Below are 19,344 nucleotides of genomic sequence, written 5' to 3' on the forward strand. Positions count from 1 at the left end.
ACTGATGAGATCCTCAATTATTTGGGCTGCACCTATTGACGATGAGAATCAGCAGAGTTGATGATTTCCTCATTACGGCAGTGTTGCTTGGAGGACACCATGTCCCACATCCCCGTTAACAAGGGCGGTCCTCTGACGCCCCACCAAGACCTCCACAGTGAGCAGGGGGCCCTTCGCGGCGAACATCCCGGCCGGTCCCAGAACCCCGTGATCAAGGTGGCGGACCTGGCCTGGCTGGAGTTCGAGAAGCCGGACCTGGACCGGGCCGAGGTCTTCGCGCGCGACTTCGGCTTCGCGATCGCCGCCCGCACCGAGGAGGCACTCTGGCTGCGCGGCACCTTCGCGGGCCCACCCTGCATGGTCATCCAGCGTGGGCATGCGTCCCGCTTCGTCGGGCCGGCGTTCCGCGCGGACGAGCGCACCGACCTCGACCGGCTGGCCGCAGCCACCGGCAATACCGTCCGGGACATCAACGTGCCCGGCGGAGGGAAGTCGGTCTCGCTGCTCGACCCCTCCGGCCTCCCGGTCCGCGTCGTGCACTGCGGCGAACAGCTGCCCACGCTGCCCGAGCAGAAGCCGCTGATCCTGAACTTCGGCACGGACCACCGTCGGACGAACGCCACCCAGCGGCCCCCGCGCGAGCCGTCGCGCATTCAGCGCCTCGGTCATGTGGTGCTGGAGACAAGGTCGTTCATGCGCACCCTGGACTGGTACCTGGACACCCTCGGGATGATCGTGTCCGACTTCCTGTTCCTGGACGGGCAGCGTCAGCGCGGGCCGACGATGGCGTTCATCCGCTGCGACCAGGGCAGCGTGCCGGTCGACCACCACACACTGGCCCTGCACCTGGGGCCCGGCACCGGCTACGTCCACTCCGCCTACCAGGTCACCGACCTCGACGCCATCGCCGCCGGCGGCGAGTACCTCGCCGAGCGCGGATACAAGCGCAGCTGGGGAATCGGCCGGCACATCCAGGGCAGCCAGCTCTTCGACTACTGGCGCGACCCCGACCGCTTCATGCTGGAGCACTTCGCCGACGGCGACCTGTTCTCCTGCGACCTCGAACCCGGATGGGCGCCGATGTCGGCGAGCGGCCTGGCCCAGTGGGGCCCGCCCGTCACCCGCGACTTCCTGGGCGCGAGCCCGTCCCCGGCCAAGCTGCGCCAGGTCATGAGGGCCCTGCGCGGCGACAACGAACTCGACCCCGCACGCCTGCTGGGCCTGATGAAAGCGATGACCTCATGAGCACCAACGTTCTGCGCACCCCCGACGGCTGGTGGGCCGTCCGCAACAAGCACGCCGTCCGCATCGACACCAAGGCCGTCACCACCGCCGAACTGCTCGCCGACCGTGACGCGGTCCGCGAAGCCGCCGCCTCCACCGACAGCGGCACGCCCGTCGTCGACATGGTCGCGCTGCCCCCCGTCACCACCCCGTGCCGGGTGGTGGCCCAGATGGTCAACTACCGCAGTCACGCCAAGGATTCCGGGTTCACCGGCGACATTCCGCCCACCTTCTTCCGCAAGGCGTCCGGCTCCGTCAGCGGCCCGCACGACACGATCGTCCGCCCGTCGCACGTTAAGTTCCTCGACTACGAGGTGGAACTCGGCCTCGTCATGGGCGCATCCCTGCCGGTGGGCACCGTCGTGGCGGAGCAGGACCTGCCGCGCTACGTCGCCGGGCTGGTCCTGACCAACGACGTCAGCGCCCGCGACGTGCAGCTGACCAAGACCCAGTTCTACGAGAGCAAGTCCTACCCGACCTTCACGCCGACGGGCCCGTACCTGGCGCTGCTGGAGCCCGAGGACTTCGCCCACCTGCTGAACCTGCGGCTGCGGCTGAACGTCAACGGCGTACCGCGCCAGGACCGCACCCTCGCCGACATGATCGTACGGCCCGCGCAGGCGCTCACCCTGCTCGCCCGCTTCCAGACCCTCGACCCGGGCGACCTGCTGCTCACCGGCACCCCCGGCGGCACCGCACTGAAGGCCCCGCCCGCACCGGTCGCGAAGATCAGTGCACTGCTGCCGCCCGCGGCGAGGTGGAAGGCGTTCTTCAAGGGCCAGGCCAAGAACCCCCTCTACCTGCACGCCGGTGACCTCATCACCGCCACGATCGCCACCCCGGACGGGCGGATCGACCTCGGCGAGCAGCGGAACCCTGTGGCGGACGCAAGGTGAGCGCCGCAGCCGCCAGCAGACCGGTAGTGATCATCGGCGCGGGGCCCGTGGGGGTCACCGCCGCGCTCCTGCTCGCCCGGCGCGGAGTGCCCAGCGTGCTCCTGGAACGCCACAGCGACATCTACCCCTTGCCGCGGGCCGTCGTCGTGGACGACGAGGTCCGCCGGATCCTGCAGAGCGTCGGCGTTCACGAGGAGTTCGCCGCCGTCGCGCGCCCGGCACCGGGCCTGCGGCTGCTGGACCCCCGGCGCCGCGTGATCGCCGAGTTTACGCGGTCCCTGCACGGCCATCACGGCTTCCCGCAGACCAGCATGTTCGACCAGCCCGAGCTGGAGCGCCTGCTGCGGCGCGCCTTGGCGCGCCGCCCCGAGTGCGAGCTGTGGAGCGGGGTGGAGGTCGTGTCGGTCACCCAGGACACCGGCGGATCGCACGCTCCGACGGGTCCGGTCCGGGTCACTTTCCGCCGTGACGGCGGCGACGAGGAGGAGCACCTGTGGGCCGATGCCGTCCTCGGCTGCGACGGTGCGGGCAGCATCACCCGTGACGCCATCGGCGCCGTCTGGGAGGACCTGCACTTCGAGGAGAGCTGGCGGGTCATCGACGTCCGCACCAGCCTTCCGGTGCGCACCTGGGAAGGCGCCGAGCAGGTCTGCTGCCCGACCCGGCCGGCCACCTACATGCGGGTCGGCGAGGACCGCTACCGCTGGGAGTTCCGGCTGGACGACGACGAGCGCCTGGACGGCGCGGAGGGCCGGGAGCGCCTGCGCGAGCTGGTCGCCCCCTGGGTGGACCTGCCGTCCGACGGGTCGCAGGACGATGAATTCGAGGTGATCCGGCAGGCGCAGTACACCTTCCGCGCCCGCCTCGCCGACCGGTGGCGCCGGGGACGCGTCTTCCTGCTCGGCGACGCCGCGCACCTCACCCCGCCCTTCATCGGGCAGGGACTGTGCGCCGGCCTGCGCGACGCCCGCAACCTCACCTGGAAACTCGCCCACGTCCTCCAGAAGGGCGCGGACGAACGGCTGCTGGACACCTACGAGGAGGAGCGCAAACCGCACGCCCGCCACATGATCCGCCTCGCGGTCGCCGTCGGCTGGGCCATGACCGGCGGCCAGGACCGCGGCGCGGCGCTCCGCCGGACCGTCGTGGGCGCGGCCTGCCGCATCCCCGGCGTGACCGCGACCGTCAGCCGCGACCTCAGCCCCGCCCTGACCGCCGGTCCACTCATACGACGCCGCCCCCGCCTGACCGGACGCTCCCTGGCCGGCACCTTCTGCCCCCAACCCTGGGTCCTGCAGGGCGGCAGGCGCGTGCGCCTCGACGACGTCCTCGACGACTCCTTCGCCGTCCTGACCGCCGTACCGCCGACCGCGCAGATGACAGGCGTGGCCACGGCACTGGGCGCACCCACGGTCCACGTCGGCGACCTGAACGACGACGGCACGCTGGCCGCCTGGCTGTCACGTGGCCGGGCGGACGCCGTCCTCCTGCGCCCCGACCGCGTCGTGATGGACACCGTGCCCGCCGGCACCGGCGACTTCACCGACGCCGCCGCCTGGGCCTCGCTGCTGCACACGGCCCGCCGCCCCGCCGAAGCCCGGCCCGCACCCTGACGAGGAACACCACACCATGACCACCCCGCACTCCACGCCCTGTCCGGAGCCCTTCCTGCCGCCCGACCCCCAAGCGGCCGCCGGCAGCCGCATCGCGGACTTCGCCCGCTGGGCCGCCCGACACCAGGGCGCCGAAGGGATTCCGGACCCGACCGACTACCAGGCCCTGCACCACTGGTCCGTCACGGACCTGGAAGGATTCTGGGCCGCGGTGTGGGAGTACTTCGACATCGACGCCACCACTCCGTACGAGCGGGTGCTGGCCGAGGAAGCCATGCCCGGCGCCCGCTGGTTCCCCGGCGCCACCCTCAACTACACCCACCACGCACTGCGCAACCTGCGCCCGGACGCACCCGCGATCACCGCACTGGACGAGACCGGAGCCGGCTACGAGATCACGGGCCGGCAGCTCCGCGCCCAGGTCGCCTCCGTCGCAGCCACCCTGCGCGACCTGGGCGTCGGAACGGGCGACCGGGTGGTCGGCTACCTGCCCAACACCCCCCACGCCGTCATCGCCTTCCTCGCCACCGCCAGCCTGGGCGCGGTGTGGTCCGTGTGCGGCCAGGACTACGCACCCAAGGCCGCCGCCGACCGCTTCGCCCAACTCGAACCCACGGTGCTCATCACCGCGGACGGCTACCTCTTCAACGGCACCCGCCACGACCGTCGCACAGCCTCCCGCGACCTCGCCGCCGCCCTTCCCACGCTCAAGGCCACGGTCCTCGTGGATCACCTGGGCCTTGCGTGGCCCGCGACCCGGGCCGCGAGGCTGACGGTTCCCTGGGAGGACGCGGCCGGCCGCACCGAGTACCTCACCATCACTCCGGTGCCGTTCGACCACCCGCTGTGGATCGTCTTCTCCTCCGGCACCACCGGGCTGCCCAAAGGCATCGTCCACGGCCACGGCGGCGTCCTGCTGGAGCACCTCAAGACCCTCGGCCTGCACAGCGACCTGGGCGTCGGTGACCGCCTGCTGTGGTACACCACCACCCACTGGATGATGTGGAACCTGGCCGTCTCCACCCTGCTGACCGGTGCCGCCACCTGCACCTACGACGGCAGCCCCGCGCCGGTCGCGCGCCCGGACGTCCTGTGGGAACTGGCGGCCCGCCACAAGGTCACCGTCTTCGGCACCAGCCCCCAGTACCTGCTGGCCATGGCCAAGCTCGGCGTCGACCCCGCCGTGCACGACCTGTCGGCAATCCGCGTCATCGGCTGCACCGGCTCCGCCCTGCCCGCCTCCGCCTACCCCTGGGTCCGCGACCACGTCGGCGCAGGCGTCCAGCTCGCCTCCACCAGCGGCGGCACGGACGTCATCTCCGGCTTCGCCGGCAGCACCCCCACCACCCCGGTGTGGGCAGGCGAACTGTCGGCCCCCAACCTCGGCGTGTCGCTCGCGGCGTACGACGGCGCGGGACGGCCGGTCGTCGACCAGGTCGGCGAACTCGTCGTCACCCGCCCCATGCCGTCGATGCCGCTGTACTTCTGGAACGACCCCGACGGCAGCCGCTACCGCGACGCCTACTTCGGTGCCTACCCGGGCGTGTGGCGGCACGGCGACTGGATCACGGTGACGGGTCACGGCTCGGTGATCGTCCACGGCCGCTCCGACGCCACCCTCAACCGCAACGGCGTACGCCTGGGCAGCGCCGACATCCACGACATCGTCGAACGCCTCCCCGAGATCACCGAGGCCCTCGTCATCGGTGCGGAGGAACCCGACGGCGGCTACTGGATGCCGCTCTTCGTGGTCCTCGCCGACGGGATCGAGCTGGACGATTCCCTGCGCGACCGGATTCGCGATGCGATCCGCGTCGGCGCCTCACCCCGCCATGTCCCCGACGAGATCCTCGCCGTGCCTGCCATCCCGCACACGAAGACCGGCAAGAAGCTCGAGGTCCCGGTCAAGCGCCTCCTCCAGGGCGCCCCCGCCGAGCAGGTCCTCAACCCCTCCGCGGTCGACAACCCCGACCTGATCGCCTACTTCGCCGACCTGGGCGCCGAACGCCGCCAGGCCCGCCGCCCGCACACCCCCGAAGGCGCCTCGTGATCCTCTCCGCCTCGCTGACCTGTCTCATCGCGTTGATCTTCGCCCTGCTGGGCGCGGCCAAGATCCTGGCCCTGGGTCCGATGCCCGAGCTCGCCGCCCACGCCGGCTTCACCACCGCGGCCTACCGGGTCATCGGCGGGCTGGAGCTGGCGGGCGCCATCGGTGTGGCCCTCGGCCCGGTCGTACCGCTGTGCGGCGGCCTGGCCGGCATCGGGCTGCTGATGCTGCTCGCCGGTGCCGTGACCACGCACGTACGCAGGGGCGACGGGCTGACGAAACTCCTCCCCGCGGTGACGTGCGCGGCCCTGGTCGCCTGGTATCTCGCACTCCTCGCCGGCCTCTGAACCGTTCCGGGAGACTGTCGGCGGCCACTCGTCCTGTTAGCGGGCCCACAGCGGGGCTGGCAGACTGAATCTGTGGTTCCGCTGATGGTCGCGGCGGATCGGATCGCGTCCTCGTCGCTTACCGGCGCCAGTGTGGTGTCAGCCTGCGCACTGCTCTTCACCGTCGCGTCGTTCTGGTGGCTCAACGCCCGACAGGGACGCCTGAAGGCGTGGGAACCTCACGCCTTCGCGGCGATCGTCCACGGTTCCACGGCACGCCTACGACTGCCTCTCGTCCTGCACAACACCGGTCCCAAACCGATCGTCGTGCAAGACCTCATCCTGACCTTCCCCGATGAACCCGCCTCTCATCTGCCCCTCCTGTGGGTGTCCTCCCCGTCCCGGCTCCAACCGGGGCCGGACGAGGAGACGAAGCTGCCCGCCGGATTCGTCGTGCCCGGCAGAGAAGCGCAACAGCTCTTCCTCGAGTTCGAGGCACCGTTTTCCGGATTTCTCCCGGAGGCCCGTGACTACAAGGCCCAAATACAGGTGCGGGTCGGCCACCGCAAGGGGTGGCGGCCCCTGCTGACGTTCAGCTTGAGGGCCGCCAACATCATCGATCCAGATCGCTACACCGTTTACAACAACGCACCGCTCGAGCTGACGAAGGAAGACCAGAAAAGAGCGGATGCCGCGCTCCTCGAACTGCTGGAAGAGCACGGGGACGGCTCCCCTCCGGGCGGCAGGAGACAGGGAGACCCTCCGAATGACGAAGGTGACGCCGACACGAGCCGCTGACATCGCCGTCCGTCCTCTGACGTGGACAGCGGTGGCACCCGCCCCGCCGGGCCACCACAGCCACCGCACCGATCACTCGCGCCAGTCGACGCAACCGGCCGCCGCGAGGTCGAGCGCAATGTCCGTGATCATGCCCGCCTGGCCGCCGACCATCCCGCGCCGGCTTCGACAAGGATCGCCCGGGTGTCCAGGCCGTGACAGCGCGCCGCGGCAACGGCGTGCCGGCGGAAACCGGAGTACACGCCCGCGTACCCGAGGGCGAGCGTCTCGCGGTCCACCCGCACCTCGCGGCCTGCAGGGGGCGGACGATGTCGGGTGGCAGCGTCCATCAGGCGGAACAGGGCAGATTCTGGGGACCGCAAGGACGTCACGGCGACCACGCATGTGGGCCGGCAGTGGCTGGGCCGCCTGGGAAAGACGGACAACGGCGTCGTCACGGTGACCACGGTGTGGACCGACGGCCGCGTGTACTACCCGCTGCACGCGACTCCCTACACCCCGGCCCATCACTTCGACCGCGGCCGCTTGGATCCGGCTTTCCGTACGAAACCGCAGCTGGCCGCTGCTCTCGCGGCCCGCGGGAAGGAGGCGGGCTTCGGCTGCCGGGCGGTGGTCGCCGACTGCGCCTACTCCGTCAGTGACGACTGGTACCTCGCGCTGCGTGAGGCCGGCCTGGCCTACGTGGTCGCGCTCAAGCCGCACCGCGGCACCTGGGCCCGGGCCGACCAGCCGCACACTCCCATCGAAGCCGCCCACGCCCTGGCCTGGAAGGATGCCAGGCGTCCTGGCGACTGGACGGCTGTGGAGCGTCACTTCCGCGACGGGCACACCGAGACCTGGTGGGCCGCCGATGCCCGCCTGGGCGGCTACGGACCCGACTCACCCTGCCGGCTGGTCGTGGCCACCACCGACCCAGCCACGCTGCCGGAGAAGGCCACCTGGTACCTGGCCACCAACCTGCCCCACCCCGAAGCACCCCACGCCACCACCAGCCCACATCCGCCGGCCGACCTCGCCGAGCTACAAACACATCAAGGACGAACTCGGCTGGGCCGACGTCCAAGTCCGTTCCGACCGAGCCATCCGCCGCCACCAAACCCTGGTCAACTGCGCCTCTCCTTCTGCTGGGGCCAATGGTTCGCCCCACCCGGACCCCTGGACGCCACCGCGCCGGACCCGTGCCCCGACGAGGGGCCAGAGAGGGGGCCCAGCCGAACCTCGCCAGCCCCAACAGCCTTGCTGGTCCAGGGCCTTACGGGCCATCCGTTCCTGGCTCACTCCCGCCGTCACCCTCACCCGATGGTGGCGAGCCTGGACGGCGAGGACTTCGGTTCCGGGCCGATCTGTTCAGTGCCAGTAGCTGGGCGTGTTCCCGCCGGGCTGCTGCCACGCCCACACACCCAGTGCGATCACGGCAGCGATGACGACCACGGCGAGCAGGAAGCAGCCGAGGCCGCCGCGCCGGTTACGGCGAGTGAGGTCGTCCACAGGTCCCCCGAGGAGTCGAGATGGCTCTGCATCCGAGCGTGACCGGGACCCGGGCTGCTGGGCAAGACCACACCTGGGCCTGGATCTACTTGTTACCGCCGCGCACTCAGCATCCGTTCTGTCACAGGCCGAGGCGTAAGGCACGACGGGCTCCGGGCGGGCCGAGATCTTGCGGATGTCCCAACGGCGGTCACTCTGGCGGGATGGGGGGCACCTTGATGCGGAGGGCGGCGCGGGCGCTGCTGTGGTCGGTGTGGTGGGCGCTGGCGACAGCCGTTCCGTTGGGGATTTCGCTGCTGGCGCTACGGTTCGTGCTGGATGCGGCGCGCGAGGATGACAAGGGTCTGGGCCTCGTGCTCGTGATTGCGGGCCTGCTGTTCCATATTTGGCTCTGGGCGGTGTACCTGTACTTCGGGCATTACTGGAGTGGCCGGGCCAGTAGATGGAGGGCAGTGGTCTGCTGTGCTGGCGTCGTTGTCGTCCTCGCCAGCTCGTTCGCGGCCGTCATCTTCGGCCAGCAGGATGTGGAACAGCAGATCCTGCACAACCGCGGGGTGACGGCTACGGGCGTGGTCACCGGCCCCTGGTCCACGGAAGGCGACCACGGTCCCATGGAGGCCGGGGTCCATGTCCGTCTGGGCGACGGCACGACGCTCGCCGTTGAGGGCTATCCGCGAGTCGGCAGCACTGTGCAGGTCACCTCCGATCCCCTGGGAACGGCTCATCCGCAGCTCGGCCCGCGGCCGGCCATACCCAAGAGACTGGGCCTGAAGGTGACCCTCGCGGTGCTGATCGTCGGCCACATCATGACGGCGAGCATTATCCTCGGGCCGCTCGACCAAGACCCCGTTCCACGAAGACTGCGTCGTCGGCGCGCTCCATCCGACGAAGCGCCTGTCGACAAAGCGCCGTCCTACGGGTTGGAGCCCGACTCCTGAGGGGGAATCCGGCCCGCGCGATCAGCGTGGGATGCGGCCCCTGAGGCGACACCGTGAATCGCGGGGAGTGCGCGATCAGGTCCAGGAGCCACTACGCTTGCGCGCTGCTGAGGCCGACCTCGCACCGCCGTCAGCGTCGCCGGTGACAACAGTCCTGCCTATGTGACAACTAACCTCGCGCTTTCACGAAGCTGGCCGCCCGAGGCTTGATCAAGAACGCGGGGAGTGGACCCGACCTGCAACGATAGGACTTGCTGAGGGTCCTGTTGATTGTGAGGAAAGACTCACTTCCCAGGCGAACCGACGTGATCATCGATGCCCTGCGCTGACTCCACGCCCTCCCGCACCGGCTGACCAGCTTTTTCCCATCCCTGCGAACACCACCGGCCCGCCGGAGCCGTGGAACTCGGCGTCCACCCGGCGCGACAGCCGAGTCCTCAATCTGCCTCGGCTCTGCAAACTCCACCAACTCTCAACATAACGAGCCGGTCAGTAAGCTGACGTCCCCTCAGTCAGGTTCGAAGACAATCGCCCGATCCTGGAGCGGACGATTGTCTCCACCGACATGAGCGGCGCTCGGTTCACTTGACGTCGGCCAGCCAGCGCAGCGCGCTGAGGCTCGGCAGGAAGAAGTACTCTCCGCCACGGGTGATGACAAAACGCTCCACGCCGTGCAGACGGCGCCGGATGGGGTGCTGCGGGATCGTGAAGATGCCCGTGCCGTCGTTGTCGCCCGTGAGTAGATCCTTCTCCTGGTCGAGGCCGGTGAAATGGCCGTCGTTCAGCCATTGCGACTTCACGAACTCGAACTGGCGGTCGAGGTGTGAGCCGATGAAGACGAAGACGATGCCACGGTCGGCGCCGTCGTCGTCCAGGACACCAGCCGGCAGCGGAGGACCGTAGTTGGTACCCCGCCGGATCATGTGATGCAGGCGAACGTCGCCGATGATCTCCGAGTCGCGCGGGTTGGCCCGTCTTGCGTGGGCGCCGTGGGGGCAACTCGTGCCACCCGGATCGGACGCGTAGCGGAAGTCGTTGTTGCGCTGGTCGTCCGCTCCCAGGGCCGGGTCGTCGTGTTCGGGCGCCAGGATCAACGGGGCGCCGCTCTGCCAGCGGCCCACGATCTTGGCTGCGAGCAGCGACTCTTCCTCCGGGCTGTCGGAGTTGTCGTGCAGATACCGGCGGAACGCCGCGACGCACGTGTGCAGCTTCCGCCAGGCCACGAAGGTGCCGTTGCGCCCCAGTTCGGCTGGCTGCGGCATCGGCGGCAGGTTTCCGGTCTCGTCGGGATAGCCGAGCACGAATTCGCCTGCCTTGACCACGGAACCGTCACCGGGAGGAGTCTCGGCACCGCTGCCTTCGATCGCGGGGTTGCCGATGCCGTCCTTGTAGCCGAAGCTGGTGCGCCCGGTGGACAGCTGGTAGAAGTCCTGCCGATGGACGACCTGAACACCGGGAAGCTGCGCGTGGGCCATGCGCGCACGTTCGAGGACGACCGCCAACGACTCCTGATCGGCGGCCAGGAGGGACAGCACGACGTGTACCTGGCCGGTGCCGAAGGGCGGCTCCCAGCGTGCGGGCGCGCTCTCCCCGGTGTCACCGATGAATTCGGCGCGTGCAGCCATGCCCTGCCGGAACTCCTCAGGGAAGGTGTTCAGGGCGGCTGGTGGGACCTGGAGCGCTTCGAGCCCTCGATACGTCAGTCCGGCGTTGAGGAGCGCGGGCAGGTCCGGTTGCCACCAGTTGGCGGCGGAGTCGACCAGTTCGGCCAGACGCCCCATCAGCTCACGCCCGGCGCCGGGATCGTCCACACGCAGCAGGATGTAGGTGCCGACGTACGGTGACGGCCGGTTGCGCAGCACGATGCCCTGAATCTCTTCTAGCTGCAGCGGCGGGGCTTCGGTTGCTGTCATGTCGTCCCTCCGGAAGAGTGCCGGATGATTTGTACCAATTACCCCTATCATCGGCACTCTCCGACACGACGCATCGCGCGATCGACGAGTGCATGGGCGCGCGGGGTCGCCCGAAGCACGAGGTTGTGCCGCGCGAGCCGAAGTGCTCGTTGGGGATCGCCGCCGACGGTCAGCCAGAACTCCGCCGCGTGCTCGGCGTACGCCTCGGGGTGGCGCGCCATCAGCTCCTCGTAGCGCGCGCCAGCGTGGGCACGCCAGAACCGAGCCTCCGCCGACGCTTCAGACCTGCCCAGGAGATGGGCGAGCCGGGTCGCATAGTCGGGATCGTCGCTGGCCATGGCCAGCCGGCGCAGGCGCTCGATCGCCACGGCCGTCCTGCCCTCGGCGGCGTCGGTCTCAGCAAGGTGGCCTTCGGCCGGCACGTAGGACGGCAGTCGGGAAGCGGCCGACTCCAGCCAGGTGCGCGCGCTCACCAGGCCGCCCTGGGCCAGTCGCATCTGCCCGCACTGAAACTCGAGGACCGCCAGTGGAAACGGACTGACCCCGCGGTAGGCGCTTCTCGCCGCCAAAAACCACGTCTCGGCCTCGTCCGCCTCGCCGCTCTCGGCACGACAGCGGGCCATGGCGCCGAGCGTCCTGAAGTCCTGCCGCCTCAACAGCCCCTGTCGAAGCAGCGCAAGCGCCTCGTCGTACTGCCCGACCGCCTGCCAGACGGCTGCTCGCTCCTCGTCCACGGTTCGCCGATCGAGCCCCAGCGCAGCCGCCCCGTCCAGATCGTCCAGCGCCGCCGCGAACCGGTGGAAGAGGCCCGACAGCCTGGCGCGCGCCACCAGCGGGCGAGGATCGCGCGGCGCCTGCTCGACGAACGCCTCGGCCAGCGACGCAGCGCGCTCGGCCTCGTCGATGCGGCCCCGTACGTGCCCGCGCAGGGCGGTCAGCTCCACCAACTCGCCCCAGCCGTCGGCGGTGAGTCTTTCCCGTGCAGCCTGCGACGTCAGACCTTCGATGCGCGCGTCGAGGTTGCCCATGGCGATGACGCCGGCTGTCGTGGGCGGCCCGCCCGCAAGGTCGGGCCCTCTCACACCGCCGACACGAGTGCCCGCCGTGGAACTGCTCATCGGCTCGCGGCGACCGCCGGGATGGTGGCCGCCTGCTCGGGCGGATTCGGGTTGGCCGGTGCCAGGTACGGGAATTCACGTGAAGCCGGGACGGTCCCGTCGACGCCGTCGCTCACGCGCGGGCCATGGCCCGCATTGACGATCAGCGTGTAGAGCGTGTCGATGACATCGTCGTTGAGCGATCGGCCGCCGCAGCTCGCATGCTCCCGTCCCTCTAGCAGAGCCTGCTCGATCTCGAAGTAGCTGTCTTCGGCGTACGGCTTGGCAACGTCCACGACCAGGAAGTCCGCGAGGAGCAGTTCTGTCAGCGGATGCGTCCCGTCCGGCTGTTTCGTCCAGTCCGCCTTGCCGTCGAGATCGTCGAAGAAGACCAGGTTGGCATTGAGCCGCGCGCGATAGGCGTCCATGTAGCTCGGACCCAGCCGGAACGGGTCTTCCTCGTTGTAGAGATCGCGCAGGTCCACGACTTTGTTGGCGGTGTCGACCCCGTTGTCCGACATGAGGATGTTCTTGACCTCGGGGCGGCCGAGACGTTCGAGGCGCACGGGATACGGCCCGGCCGTGACGGTTTCCGCCGCGACGGCGAAGACGCTGCCCGAGGCCGCCCCGAACAACCTGGGGACGTCAGCCTCTGCCACGAGGGCCAGGACGTCGGCTCCCTCCAGAGTGTTGGTGCCCTTCGGCACGAAGGCGAGCCGTCGGCTCGCCCGCGTCTCTACTTCCTTGGCCACGTCCATGAAGAAGGGATCCAGCCGCAGCCCGGCATAGCAGCGTACGCCATGCCCCTCTCCGCCCCGCTCGTCATTCACCAGAAACGAAACCGATTCCCCGCTCGGCAGTACGCACGTTCCCTGCTGCGCCGGCTCCCCGACGTCATCCGGTCCGGCCGGAGCCGAGAAGGTGCAGGTAAGCGCGAATTCCTCGGTGCCGACATCGAAGAGTGAACCGGAATCCCCCATCGGAACGGATGCCGGACGGACGCGGAAGCGATAGCTGGCAGCGTCGGAGAAAAGGGCTCCCGGCCTCGCATTGGGAAAGACATTCATGACAAGGACGAGCCGACCCTCCTGGGAGGGGCTGGGAAAGGCAAAAAGGTCGGTCAGGTCTATGGCCGGATCGGCCAAGGCACGGGTGCCGGAAAGATGGTCGGACATGATGCTGCGACCTCCACTGACGGGGCCCGGTCGACGACCTCGCAGCGTTGCCGGACCGCCTGGTGGTGCCCAGGCGCCATGGCCACGGCTACAGCACCTGGCCGCAAGACAACTGCTAGGCGGACGCAGTATCCAGCAGGGTGTTGAACGCCTGCGTGACCTTTTGCGCCTTGGTGGTGTCCTCGACCGTCATGGTCGGATTGGAGGCGTACCACATGTCCGCCTCAACGATCTTCGTCGCCAGCCAGTCGACCATGTGTGGATCGCTCGCCCCGGGCCAGCCCTCAACGGTATCTTCGAACATCTCGTCGAACCACGCTCCGGCGTTGGCGAAGATGTCAGCCATGTACGGCTTGAAGTCACCGTCATAGGTGACCGCGCCTATGACCTGAGTGTCATTGTTGATGAACGTGACGCGGAAGTCGTGGACAGTGCCGACGAGCTTTTCGTAGTGCCAGGCGTCCTCCTGGATCTTGGCGGCCTTCTGGTGGAACCTCTCCGCCCCGCCCGGCTTGGCATCGAGGAGAACGGTGATTTCCGCTACCTCCCCGACACGCTTGCCAAGACCGTCGGGCTGCCTGGCCACGGTCGGAGTCGCGCCCCCCGGAGTCGCCGACTGCGCAGAACTCTGTGTTGTCATGACTCCCTCTCCTTTTGATCGTCTATCGGCTGGTCTGTGGGCTCTCCTCCGTTCTGAGCGCCTTTCTGACTACCTCCACAGCCAGCTTTGTCGTCCTCCAGGGCGTCGGCAAGACGATCACGCCCCATGGGTCGAAAGATGGCGGCGGCCAGATCATGAGCGGAAACATGAAAGTGCCCTTGACCTGCAACGATAGGGACTTGCTGAGGGTCCTGTTGGCTGCAAGGAAAAGAGCACTTTCCAGGTGAGAGAGCCTATCTCGTCGTACCCGCGTGTCCGTGTCCAGGGAGACGGTCGGCGGGTGGCCTCGCAGGCCGGTGCGGTCCTGCTGCTGGATGGTCCGCAAGATCGGCCTTGACCAGGCGGTATCCACAGCCCTGGCGTCCTGGCGCAAGCCGCGGGCCGTCCACGATCCTGGGAAGATCCTTCTGGACCTTGCTCTGGCGGTCGCGCTGGGCGGGGACTGCCTCGCGGACGTCGCGATGCTGAGGTGTGAGCCGGCTGTCTTCGGGCCGGTCGCTTCCGACCCGACGGTCTCCCGCCTGATCGACACCCTCGCCGGCTCCGACGAGAAAGCCCTGCAGGCCATCCGGTCCGCACGGGCCGAAGTTCGCAGCCGGGTCTGGTCGTTGGCGGGCAAGAACGCCGCGGGCGCTGATGGACGGGTCACGGTCGACATCGACGGTGTCCTCGTGATCGCGCACTCCGACAAGGAGGATGCGGCCGCGACCTGGAAGAAGACCTACGGCCCTCACCCCCTGACGGCCTTCGTCGACCACGGCCCGGGCGGAACCGGAGAGCCGGTCGCCGCTCTCCTCAGACCGGGTAGCGCGGGCTCGAACACGGCCGCCGACCACATCACCACCGCCCAACGGGCCCTGGCTCAACTACCGAAGAAGTACCGGCGAGGACGGCGGACACTGATCCGCACGGACTCCGCCGGCGGCACCCACGACTTCGTGTCCTGGCTCGCGAAGCGAGGCCGATGGCTGTCCTACTCGGTCGGCATGGTGATCACCGAGGCGATCCACCAGCACGTGCTGAAGATCCCCGGGCCAGCATGGACGCCGGCCGTCGAGGCCGATGGCCAGGTCCGCTGCGGGGCCTGGGTTGCCGAACTCACGGGCAAGCTGCTGGACGGCTGGCCCAGCGGCATGCGGCTGATCGTCCGCAAGGAACGACCCCGCCCCGGCGCCCAGTTGAGAATCACGGACGCGGACGGCATGCGGATCACCTGCTTCGCTACCAATACGACCGGCCGGCCGATCGCCGAGCTCGAACTCCGTCACCGTCTGCGGGCCCGGGCGGAGGACCGGATCCGGGCCGCCCGGTCCACCGGCCTGCGCAACCTGCCCCTCCACCACACCGCGCAGAACAAGGTCTGGCTGGAGATCGTCCAGATCGCACTAGACCTGCTGGCCTGGATGCCCATGCTCGCTCTGACCGGCAAAGCCCGACTCTGGGAACCCCGTCGCCTGCGGCTCCGCCTGTTCTCCGCGGCCGGACAGCTCGTCACCACCGGCCGGCGCCACATCCTCCGCCTCGCCCACCGCTGGCCCTGGGCCCGTGACATCACCGACGCCCTCGAACGGCTCGCACTCCTGCCGAACCCCGGATGACCAGCGGACTCACCCGTCCCTACGGGAAGTGGATCCAGCCCGGAGCAGTGGAACCCGGCGTCCACCCGAGACGACACCCGGGCCCTCAGCCTGCCCGCCCTCCACCACCGACAACGAAATGGGCCGCCGACTTCGTCGAGGCCCATCACGAAAGTTCGAGGCTAACGTGCTTCGGCTCAAACACCCTTAACCAAGACAACTCCACCTGGTGACAGCAGAGTTGAGGAACCATAGAGTCGACACGTGGTGAGCTGTGGCTGATGCCTGTCTTTAAGAGGGCTCAGAAAAAAGTGCTCCTGACCTGCGGTTTTGTTTCGGTGGCCACCGACATTAGGGGGCTATAGATGTCGGTGGCCACCCGCACTCGCCGTGAAAACATGCATCGAGCAGCAACTTTCCCCAGAAACATGCGGATAGTCGCAAGTCTTGCCTACATGTGGAGGTGTCCACGATCAAGGTGGAGGGCCCAGCCTTCGTCACCCTCGCATGCGCGCTCATCTGCTGGAGGCGCTTGAAATCAGCGCGGTAGGAGTACCTGGAGCTTCAAGTGACAGGCTGACCAGTCGGCTGACCCGAACGAGGCCAAGAATCAGGTTCCAGCGATGGTTCGGCCGGGCATCGGCTCTGCGAGCGCGGCCCGCCAGGGCGGCGCGCCGAAGGGGTCGGCGAAGTACTGCGTCTCGTGCACCACATGCTGGTCAGCGAATTCCATGATGCTCACCGAGTACGAAGGCACACCGTCGTAGGTGATCACGCATTCGCTCACCCAAAGATTCTCGTGGCCGGTGATCCGCTTAACGGTGAAGTGACGGTCGGCCGGGTGCCCACCGCGTTGCGCCGAAATCGTCGCGCGGCCCCGGAACCGCTCACCTGACTGCGGGTAATCCAGGATCGCGTCCGTGGCGTAAATGGCGTGCTCGGCTTCGGTGTTCCCGCGTTCCGAGGCCCGCCAATGCTCTTCGATCGCGGCCCTGGTCCTGGAGTCCTCGTCCATGGCACCGCCCTTCCGTAGCGTTATCAGCCTAGGCACCGCGGGCCACAGCCGGCCCGCGGCCGCGCTGACATGGGCTGCCAAGTCCTCCCTTTGGGCGGATCCCAGGCGACAGCCGTCCACCGTGGCAACGGCTTCGAGAGATCGTCACCCGGCTCACCCGACCTTCGGTCCATTCTGAACTTGGCCACGAGACGCATGCCCGGTGGCTGGCAGACCATCGACCCCGGACTGTTGGAAGCGAGGGCCCCTGACCGACTGCAGCGCCCGCTGACAAGCGGGCGCCCACTCCGGGCTTGGTCCTCCAACCAGAGGGCCGAGCCCGGTGTCGTGGCAGGCACCCTTGGGCAGAGCTTCCGTCGGCCTCTGGAAGGCCGGTGGTGGGTGCGGCGGCCGGGCCACGCGGCAAGGCGGACCGGCCGCGGGCGAATACGGAGAGTTGCCGTGGTTCCAGGAGGGCCGAACGTCGCGGTCGGCAGTGGGGTGTGGTCGGGTTGAGTGGGCTCGGGTACAGATCAACCCAGGGGGCTCTGGTGTGGGCGGTTCCGCGGTTCCGGGCACACTGAACGGCTCGGGCGGAGTACGTCATCTCCTCCGCCCGAGCCCTCAGCCGCCCGGCAGCGCGCCGCCCTTTACGACTCCGCGCCGTCGCCGTCTGCCGCGATCAGCCTGACGCCGGTGATCAGGTCGGGGCGGATGCGTACGACGTGGTCCATGTGCTGGTCCGACCAGGGGTGCAGCATCTCCTGGTACCGGGCGACCTGACCGGGGTCGGTGACGAGGCGGCATTAGCCGGTGGCCTCCACGCTCCAGCCGGTGCGGCCGGCAGGGTCGATGTCGGCCTCGTACGCGACGACCACGCCGTGTTCGCCGCTCTCCGGGGCGTGCGAGACCAGTACGGCGCCCTCGTGGGTGCGGATGATGATGTGGCCGTCATGGAGGACGTGGTTGACCGGGCGAGCGGAAGGTAGCGCGTCACGGGTGAAGATGATCCGCCCCATCGGGACGCTGCCGAGCAGATGCAGGGCCTCGTCGGGAGGACAGTTCCACGCTGCGTCGCGGCTCGGCGTCTCCCGCCGCTTGGTTCTCCCGGGCCTTGACGAACCGGCGGGCGGCTTCGTCCCTCATAGAGCGGCCGCCAGGGAGTGCGGAGTGGTGCCGATCGCGGTCCGTCCGGTCGTGGAGGGGCGGCACTGGGATGCCATAGGGGCGTGTCCTTCGTGTGCGGCGGCACCTGTGCGCCGCACGGGGCCGGGAGCCGAGGCCGCTGGCAGGTCTGACGGCATCCATGGAAAGCGTCTCGAACATGGTGTGCCAGGGCCGTTCGGACCTTGTTGGCTGTTTGGGCGTACTGGCTTCACTGATCCGGCGGTCCCGCCTGTGGTGCTCCGGGCTCGCCCGTGGACTTGGCGTAGCGGTTCCGCTCGTGAGGCCCGGGCGGGGCCGCGTAGACACGATGGCGGATGGGAGAACGCCGCATGAGGAGGGAGGCGAAAGCGGAGATGATCGCGGCGGTCGGGCACGCCGACCTGAGTCCGGGCACGTTGGAGCTGGTGGAGGCCGAGCTGCAGGCGGCGCTGCGTGCGGGCTTGGTGTGGTGGCTGAGGCTTGTCGAGTTCCCTTGACTCAGGTCAGCCAGGGCGGTGGTCTGAAGGTCGTACGCGCCGGTCTTGATCGGCTACGCCAGCAAGCGGGGCGCCATCCATGGACTAACGCGCAGGACCGGACCAGCCTGCTTCGCGAGTGCAGGGGTGATACCGAGACCCCGAAGTGGTCGGGGGCACAGGCTCAGTCGGCCGCCGCGACTGCGTCCTTGATGAGGCGGTGGGCGGCCGCGTCGGTGCGGGCGGCGTCATGGGTCACCAAGCGGTCCTGGCACAGACCGCGCAGGCCGGAGACGAGGAGTGTGGCCGCTGTCCGCGCCTGCTGTGGCGGGTGACCCAGCCGGATGTAGGCCGCGGCGATGGGGCCGATCATGACCTCGACGGTCTCGGCCGCGATGTCGCCGTACTGCCCGGGATCGGTGGCGGCCAGGCTGAGCAGCTGGAGCAGCATGCGGACCGGCCCGGACTGCTCTCCGACGGTCATCGCTTCCCACAGGGTGTGAGCCGCCTTGCGCAGTCCCGCGCTGTCGCGGACGTCGTCGAACATCGCGCGCGCGTCGGGACGGCTGGCGGCCAGCGCCTGGGCCAGCAGGTTCTCACGGCTGCCGAAGTAGTACAGAAGCATGCGCTTGGTGGTGCCGATCGACTCGGCGAGCGGACTCAGCGACATCTGCGCGACGCCGTGCTGCTGGAGGTGGTGCACCACCTGCTTCAGCAGCTCGGCGCGCTTCTCGGCGTTGACGGGGCGAGGCACTCTTTGACTGTACCGACCGGTACGCGTAAGGTCCAGGCAGACGTAGATGTGCCGATCGGTACGTTAATCGCATGGCGCCATGGCGACGGTCAGGCGCAGCACAGCCGAGAGGGGCGCCGTGAAACTGGTTGGACCGCGAACAGTGAAGGACCACCGGTACC

The 19,344-nt window shown here is 68.9% G+C and carries 14 protein-coding genes and 4 pseudogenes; 10 read left to right on the forward strand and 8 right to left on the reverse strand.

Translation table 11 applies throughout. From position 1 onward, the window contains the following. Positions 1-99: 99 nt before the first annotated feature. The 6 genes from A6P39_RS01275 (at position 100) to A6P39_RS01300 (ending at position 6,964) form a co-directional block, all read left to right on the forward strand. The gene (locus A6P39_RS01275; protein ID WP_275883767.1) at positions 100-1,245 is read left to right on the forward strand and encodes a VOC family protein; all 1,146 of its coding nucleotides are present in this window, start codon (positions 100-102) and stop codon (positions 1,243-1,245) included. Then, entirely contained in the window at positions 1,242-2,180 is a 939-nt protein-coding gene (locus A6P39_RS01280) for a fumarylacetoacetate hydrolase family protein (protein WP_067045102.1), read from the forward strand. Before A6P39_RS01275 ends, A6P39_RS01280 begins: the two co-directional genes overlap by 4 nt. Next, on the forward strand, positions 2,177-3,793 hold the full coding sequence (mhpA, locus tag A6P39_RS01285; RefSeq protein ID WP_067045098.1) for a bifunctional 3-(3-hydroxy-phenyl)propionate/3-hydroxycinnamic acid hydroxylase MhpA: 1,617 nt from the start codon (positions 2,177-2,179) through the stop codon (positions 3,791-3,793). Before A6P39_RS01280 ends, mhpA begins: the two co-directional genes overlap by 4 nt. A gap of 16 nt (positions 3,794-3,809) precedes the next feature. Beyond that, complete coding sequence (locus A6P39_RS01290; RefSeq protein ID WP_067045095.1) at positions 3,810-5,843, forward strand: acetoacetate--CoA ligase; 2,034 nt, start codon at positions 3,810-3,812, stop codon at positions 5,841-5,843. After that, positions 5,840-6,187: a DoxX family protein gene (locus tag A6P39_RS01295; RefSeq protein ID WP_067045092.1), complete on the forward strand. Its 348-nt coding sequence runs from the start codon at positions 5,840-5,842 to the stop codon at positions 6,185-6,187. The genes A6P39_RS01290 and A6P39_RS01295 overlap by 4 nt, the downstream gene beginning before the upstream one ends. 72 nt (positions 6,188-6,259) lie before the next feature. Further along, positions 6,260-6,964, forward strand: coding sequence for a hypothetical protein (locus tag A6P39_RS01300; protein ID WP_067045089.1), 705 nt, complete (start codon positions 6,260-6,262; stop codon positions 6,962-6,964). Positions 6,965-7,036: 72 nt separating this feature from the next. Here the strand turns inward: A6P39_RS01300 and A6P39_RS01305 are convergent. Then, positions 7,037-7,362: pseudogene (locus A6P39_RS01305) on the reverse strand (4-hydroxy-2-oxovalerate aldolase); the annotation flags it as partial. Here A6P39_RS01305 and A6P39_RS01310 point away from each other — a divergent pair. Together A6P39_RS01310 and A6P39_RS01315 are read left to right on the forward strand one after the other, a co-directional pair. Further along, a pseudogene (locus tag A6P39_RS01310) lies at positions 7,310-8,287 on the forward strand (IS701 family transposase); the annotation flags it as partial. The pseudogenes A6P39_RS01305 and A6P39_RS01310 overlap by 53 nt on opposite strands. 368 nt (positions 8,288-8,655) lie before the next feature. After that, on the forward strand, positions 8,656-9,390 hold the full coding sequence (locus A6P39_RS01315) for a hypothetical protein (protein WP_067045086.1): 735 nt from the start codon (positions 8,656-8,658) through the stop codon (positions 9,388-9,390). Between the two features lie 581 nt (positions 9,391-9,971). Here A6P39_RS01315 and A6P39_RS01320 read toward each other — a convergent pair. The 4 genes from A6P39_RS01320 to A6P39_RS01335 all read right to left on the reverse strand — a co-directional run bounded on the left by A6P39_RS01320 (position 9,972) and on the right by A6P39_RS01335 (position 14,215). After that, positions 9,972-11,303 carry a Dyp-type peroxidase gene (locus tag A6P39_RS01320; protein ID WP_067045083.1) on the reverse strand — a complete coding sequence of 444 codons (1,332 nt, stop codon included), beginning with the start codon at positions 11,301-11,303 and terminating at the stop codon, positions 9,972-9,974. A 47-nt stretch (positions 11,304-11,350) separates the two neighbouring features. After that, on the reverse strand, positions 11,351-12,331 hold the full coding sequence (locus A6P39_RS01325) for a tetratricopeptide repeat protein (RefSeq protein ID WP_067045108.1): 981 nt from the start codon (positions 12,329-12,331) through the stop codon (positions 11,351-11,353). Between the two features lie 86 nt (positions 12,332-12,417). Then, on the reverse strand, positions 12,418-13,575 hold the full coding sequence (locus A6P39_RS01330; protein ID WP_067045079.1) for a DUF4331 family protein: 1,158 nt from the start codon (positions 13,573-13,575) through the stop codon (positions 12,418-12,420). Positions 13,576-13,690: 115 nt separating this feature from the next. Continuing rightward, positions 13,691-14,215 carry a hypothetical protein gene (locus tag A6P39_RS01335; protein ID WP_067045076.1) on the reverse strand — a complete coding sequence of 175 codons (525 nt, stop codon included), beginning with the start codon at positions 14,213-14,215 and terminating at the stop codon, positions 13,691-13,693. Positions 14,216-14,459: 244 nt separating this feature from the next. Here A6P39_RS01335 and A6P39_RS01340 point away from each other — a divergent pair. Then, positions 14,460-15,834, forward strand: a pseudogene (locus A6P39_RS01340) (IS1380 family transposase). A gap of 589 nt (positions 15,835-16,423) precedes the next feature. On the opposite strand, the gene A6P39_RS01345 reads toward A6P39_RS01340, so the two are convergent. Together A6P39_RS01345 and A6P39_RS01350 are read right to left on the reverse strand one after the other, a co-directional pair. Further along, the gene (locus tag A6P39_RS01345; RefSeq protein WP_067045105.1) at positions 16,424-16,828 is read right to left on the reverse strand and encodes a nuclear transport factor 2 family protein; all 405 of its coding nucleotides are present in this window, start codon (positions 16,826-16,828) and stop codon (positions 16,424-16,426) included. Positions 16,829-17,457: 629 nt separating this feature from the next. Further along, a pseudogene (locus A6P39_RS01350) lies at positions 17,458-17,953 on the reverse strand (pyridoxamine 5'-phosphate oxidase family protein). A gap of 350 nt (positions 17,954-18,303) precedes the next feature. Here A6P39_RS01350 and A6P39_RS01355 point away from each other — a divergent pair. Further along, complete coding sequence (locus tag A6P39_RS01355; RefSeq protein ID WP_159396060.1) at positions 18,304-18,450, forward strand: hypothetical protein; 147 nt, start codon at positions 18,304-18,306, stop codon at positions 18,448-18,450. A 163-nt stretch (positions 18,451-18,613) separates the two neighbouring features. On the opposite strand, the gene A6P39_RS01360 is transcribed toward A6P39_RS01355, so the two are convergent. After that, positions 18,614-19,183 carry a TetR/AcrR family transcriptional regulator gene (locus tag A6P39_RS01360; protein ID WP_067046054.1) on the reverse strand — a complete coding sequence of 190 codons (570 nt, stop codon included), beginning with the start codon at positions 19,181-19,183 and terminating at the stop codon, positions 18,614-18,616. Positions 19,184-19,344: the final 161 nt, after the last annotated feature.

Source organism: Streptomyces sp. FXJ1.172 (assembly GCF_001636945.3).
Taxonomy (GTDB): Bacteria; Actinomycetota; Actinomycetes; order Streptomycetales; family Streptomycetaceae; genus Streptomyces.

Bases quoted from the DNA above. Each gene is read 5' to 3' on its own strand.
- A6P39_RS01280 (WP_067045102.1), top strand. From the start codon at position 1,242: ATGAGCACCAACGTTCTGCGCACCCCCGACGGCTGGTGGGCCGTCCGC.
- A6P39_RS01325 (WP_067045108.1), bottom strand. From the start codon at position 12,331: ATGGGCAACCTCGACGCGCGCATCGAAGGTCTGACGTCGCAGGCTGCA.
- A6P39_RS01275 (WP_275883767.1), top strand. From the start codon at position 100: ATGTCCCACATCCCCGTTAACAAGGGCGGTCCTCTGACGCCCCACCAA.
- A6P39_RS01355 (WP_159396060.1), top strand. From the start codon at position 18,304: ATGAGGAGGGAGGCGAAAGCGGAGATGATCGCGGCGGTCGGGCACGCC.
- A6P39_RS01315 (WP_067045086.1), top strand. From the start codon at position 8,656: ATGGGGGGCACCTTGATGCGGAGGGCGGCGCGGGCGCTGCTGTGGTCG.
- A6P39_RS01335 (WP_067045076.1), bottom strand. From the start codon at position 14,215: ATGACAACACAGAGTTCTGCGCAGTCGGCGACTCCGGGGGGCGCGACT.
- A6P39_RS01330 (WP_067045079.1), bottom strand. From the start codon at position 13,575: ATGTCCGACCATCTTTCCGGCACCCGTGCCTTGGCCGATCCGGCCATA.
- A6P39_RS01320 (WP_067045083.1), bottom strand. From the start codon at position 11,303: ATGACAGCAACCGAAGCCCCGCCGCTGCAGCTAGAAGAGATTCAGGGC.
- A6P39_RS01345 (WP_067045105.1), bottom strand. From the start codon at position 16,828: ATGGACGAGGACTCCAGGACCAGGGCCGCGATCGAAGAGCATTGGCGG.
- A6P39_RS01290 (WP_067045095.1), top strand. From the start codon at position 3,810: ATGACCACCCCGCACTCCACGCCCTGTCCGGAGCCCTTCCTGCCGCCC.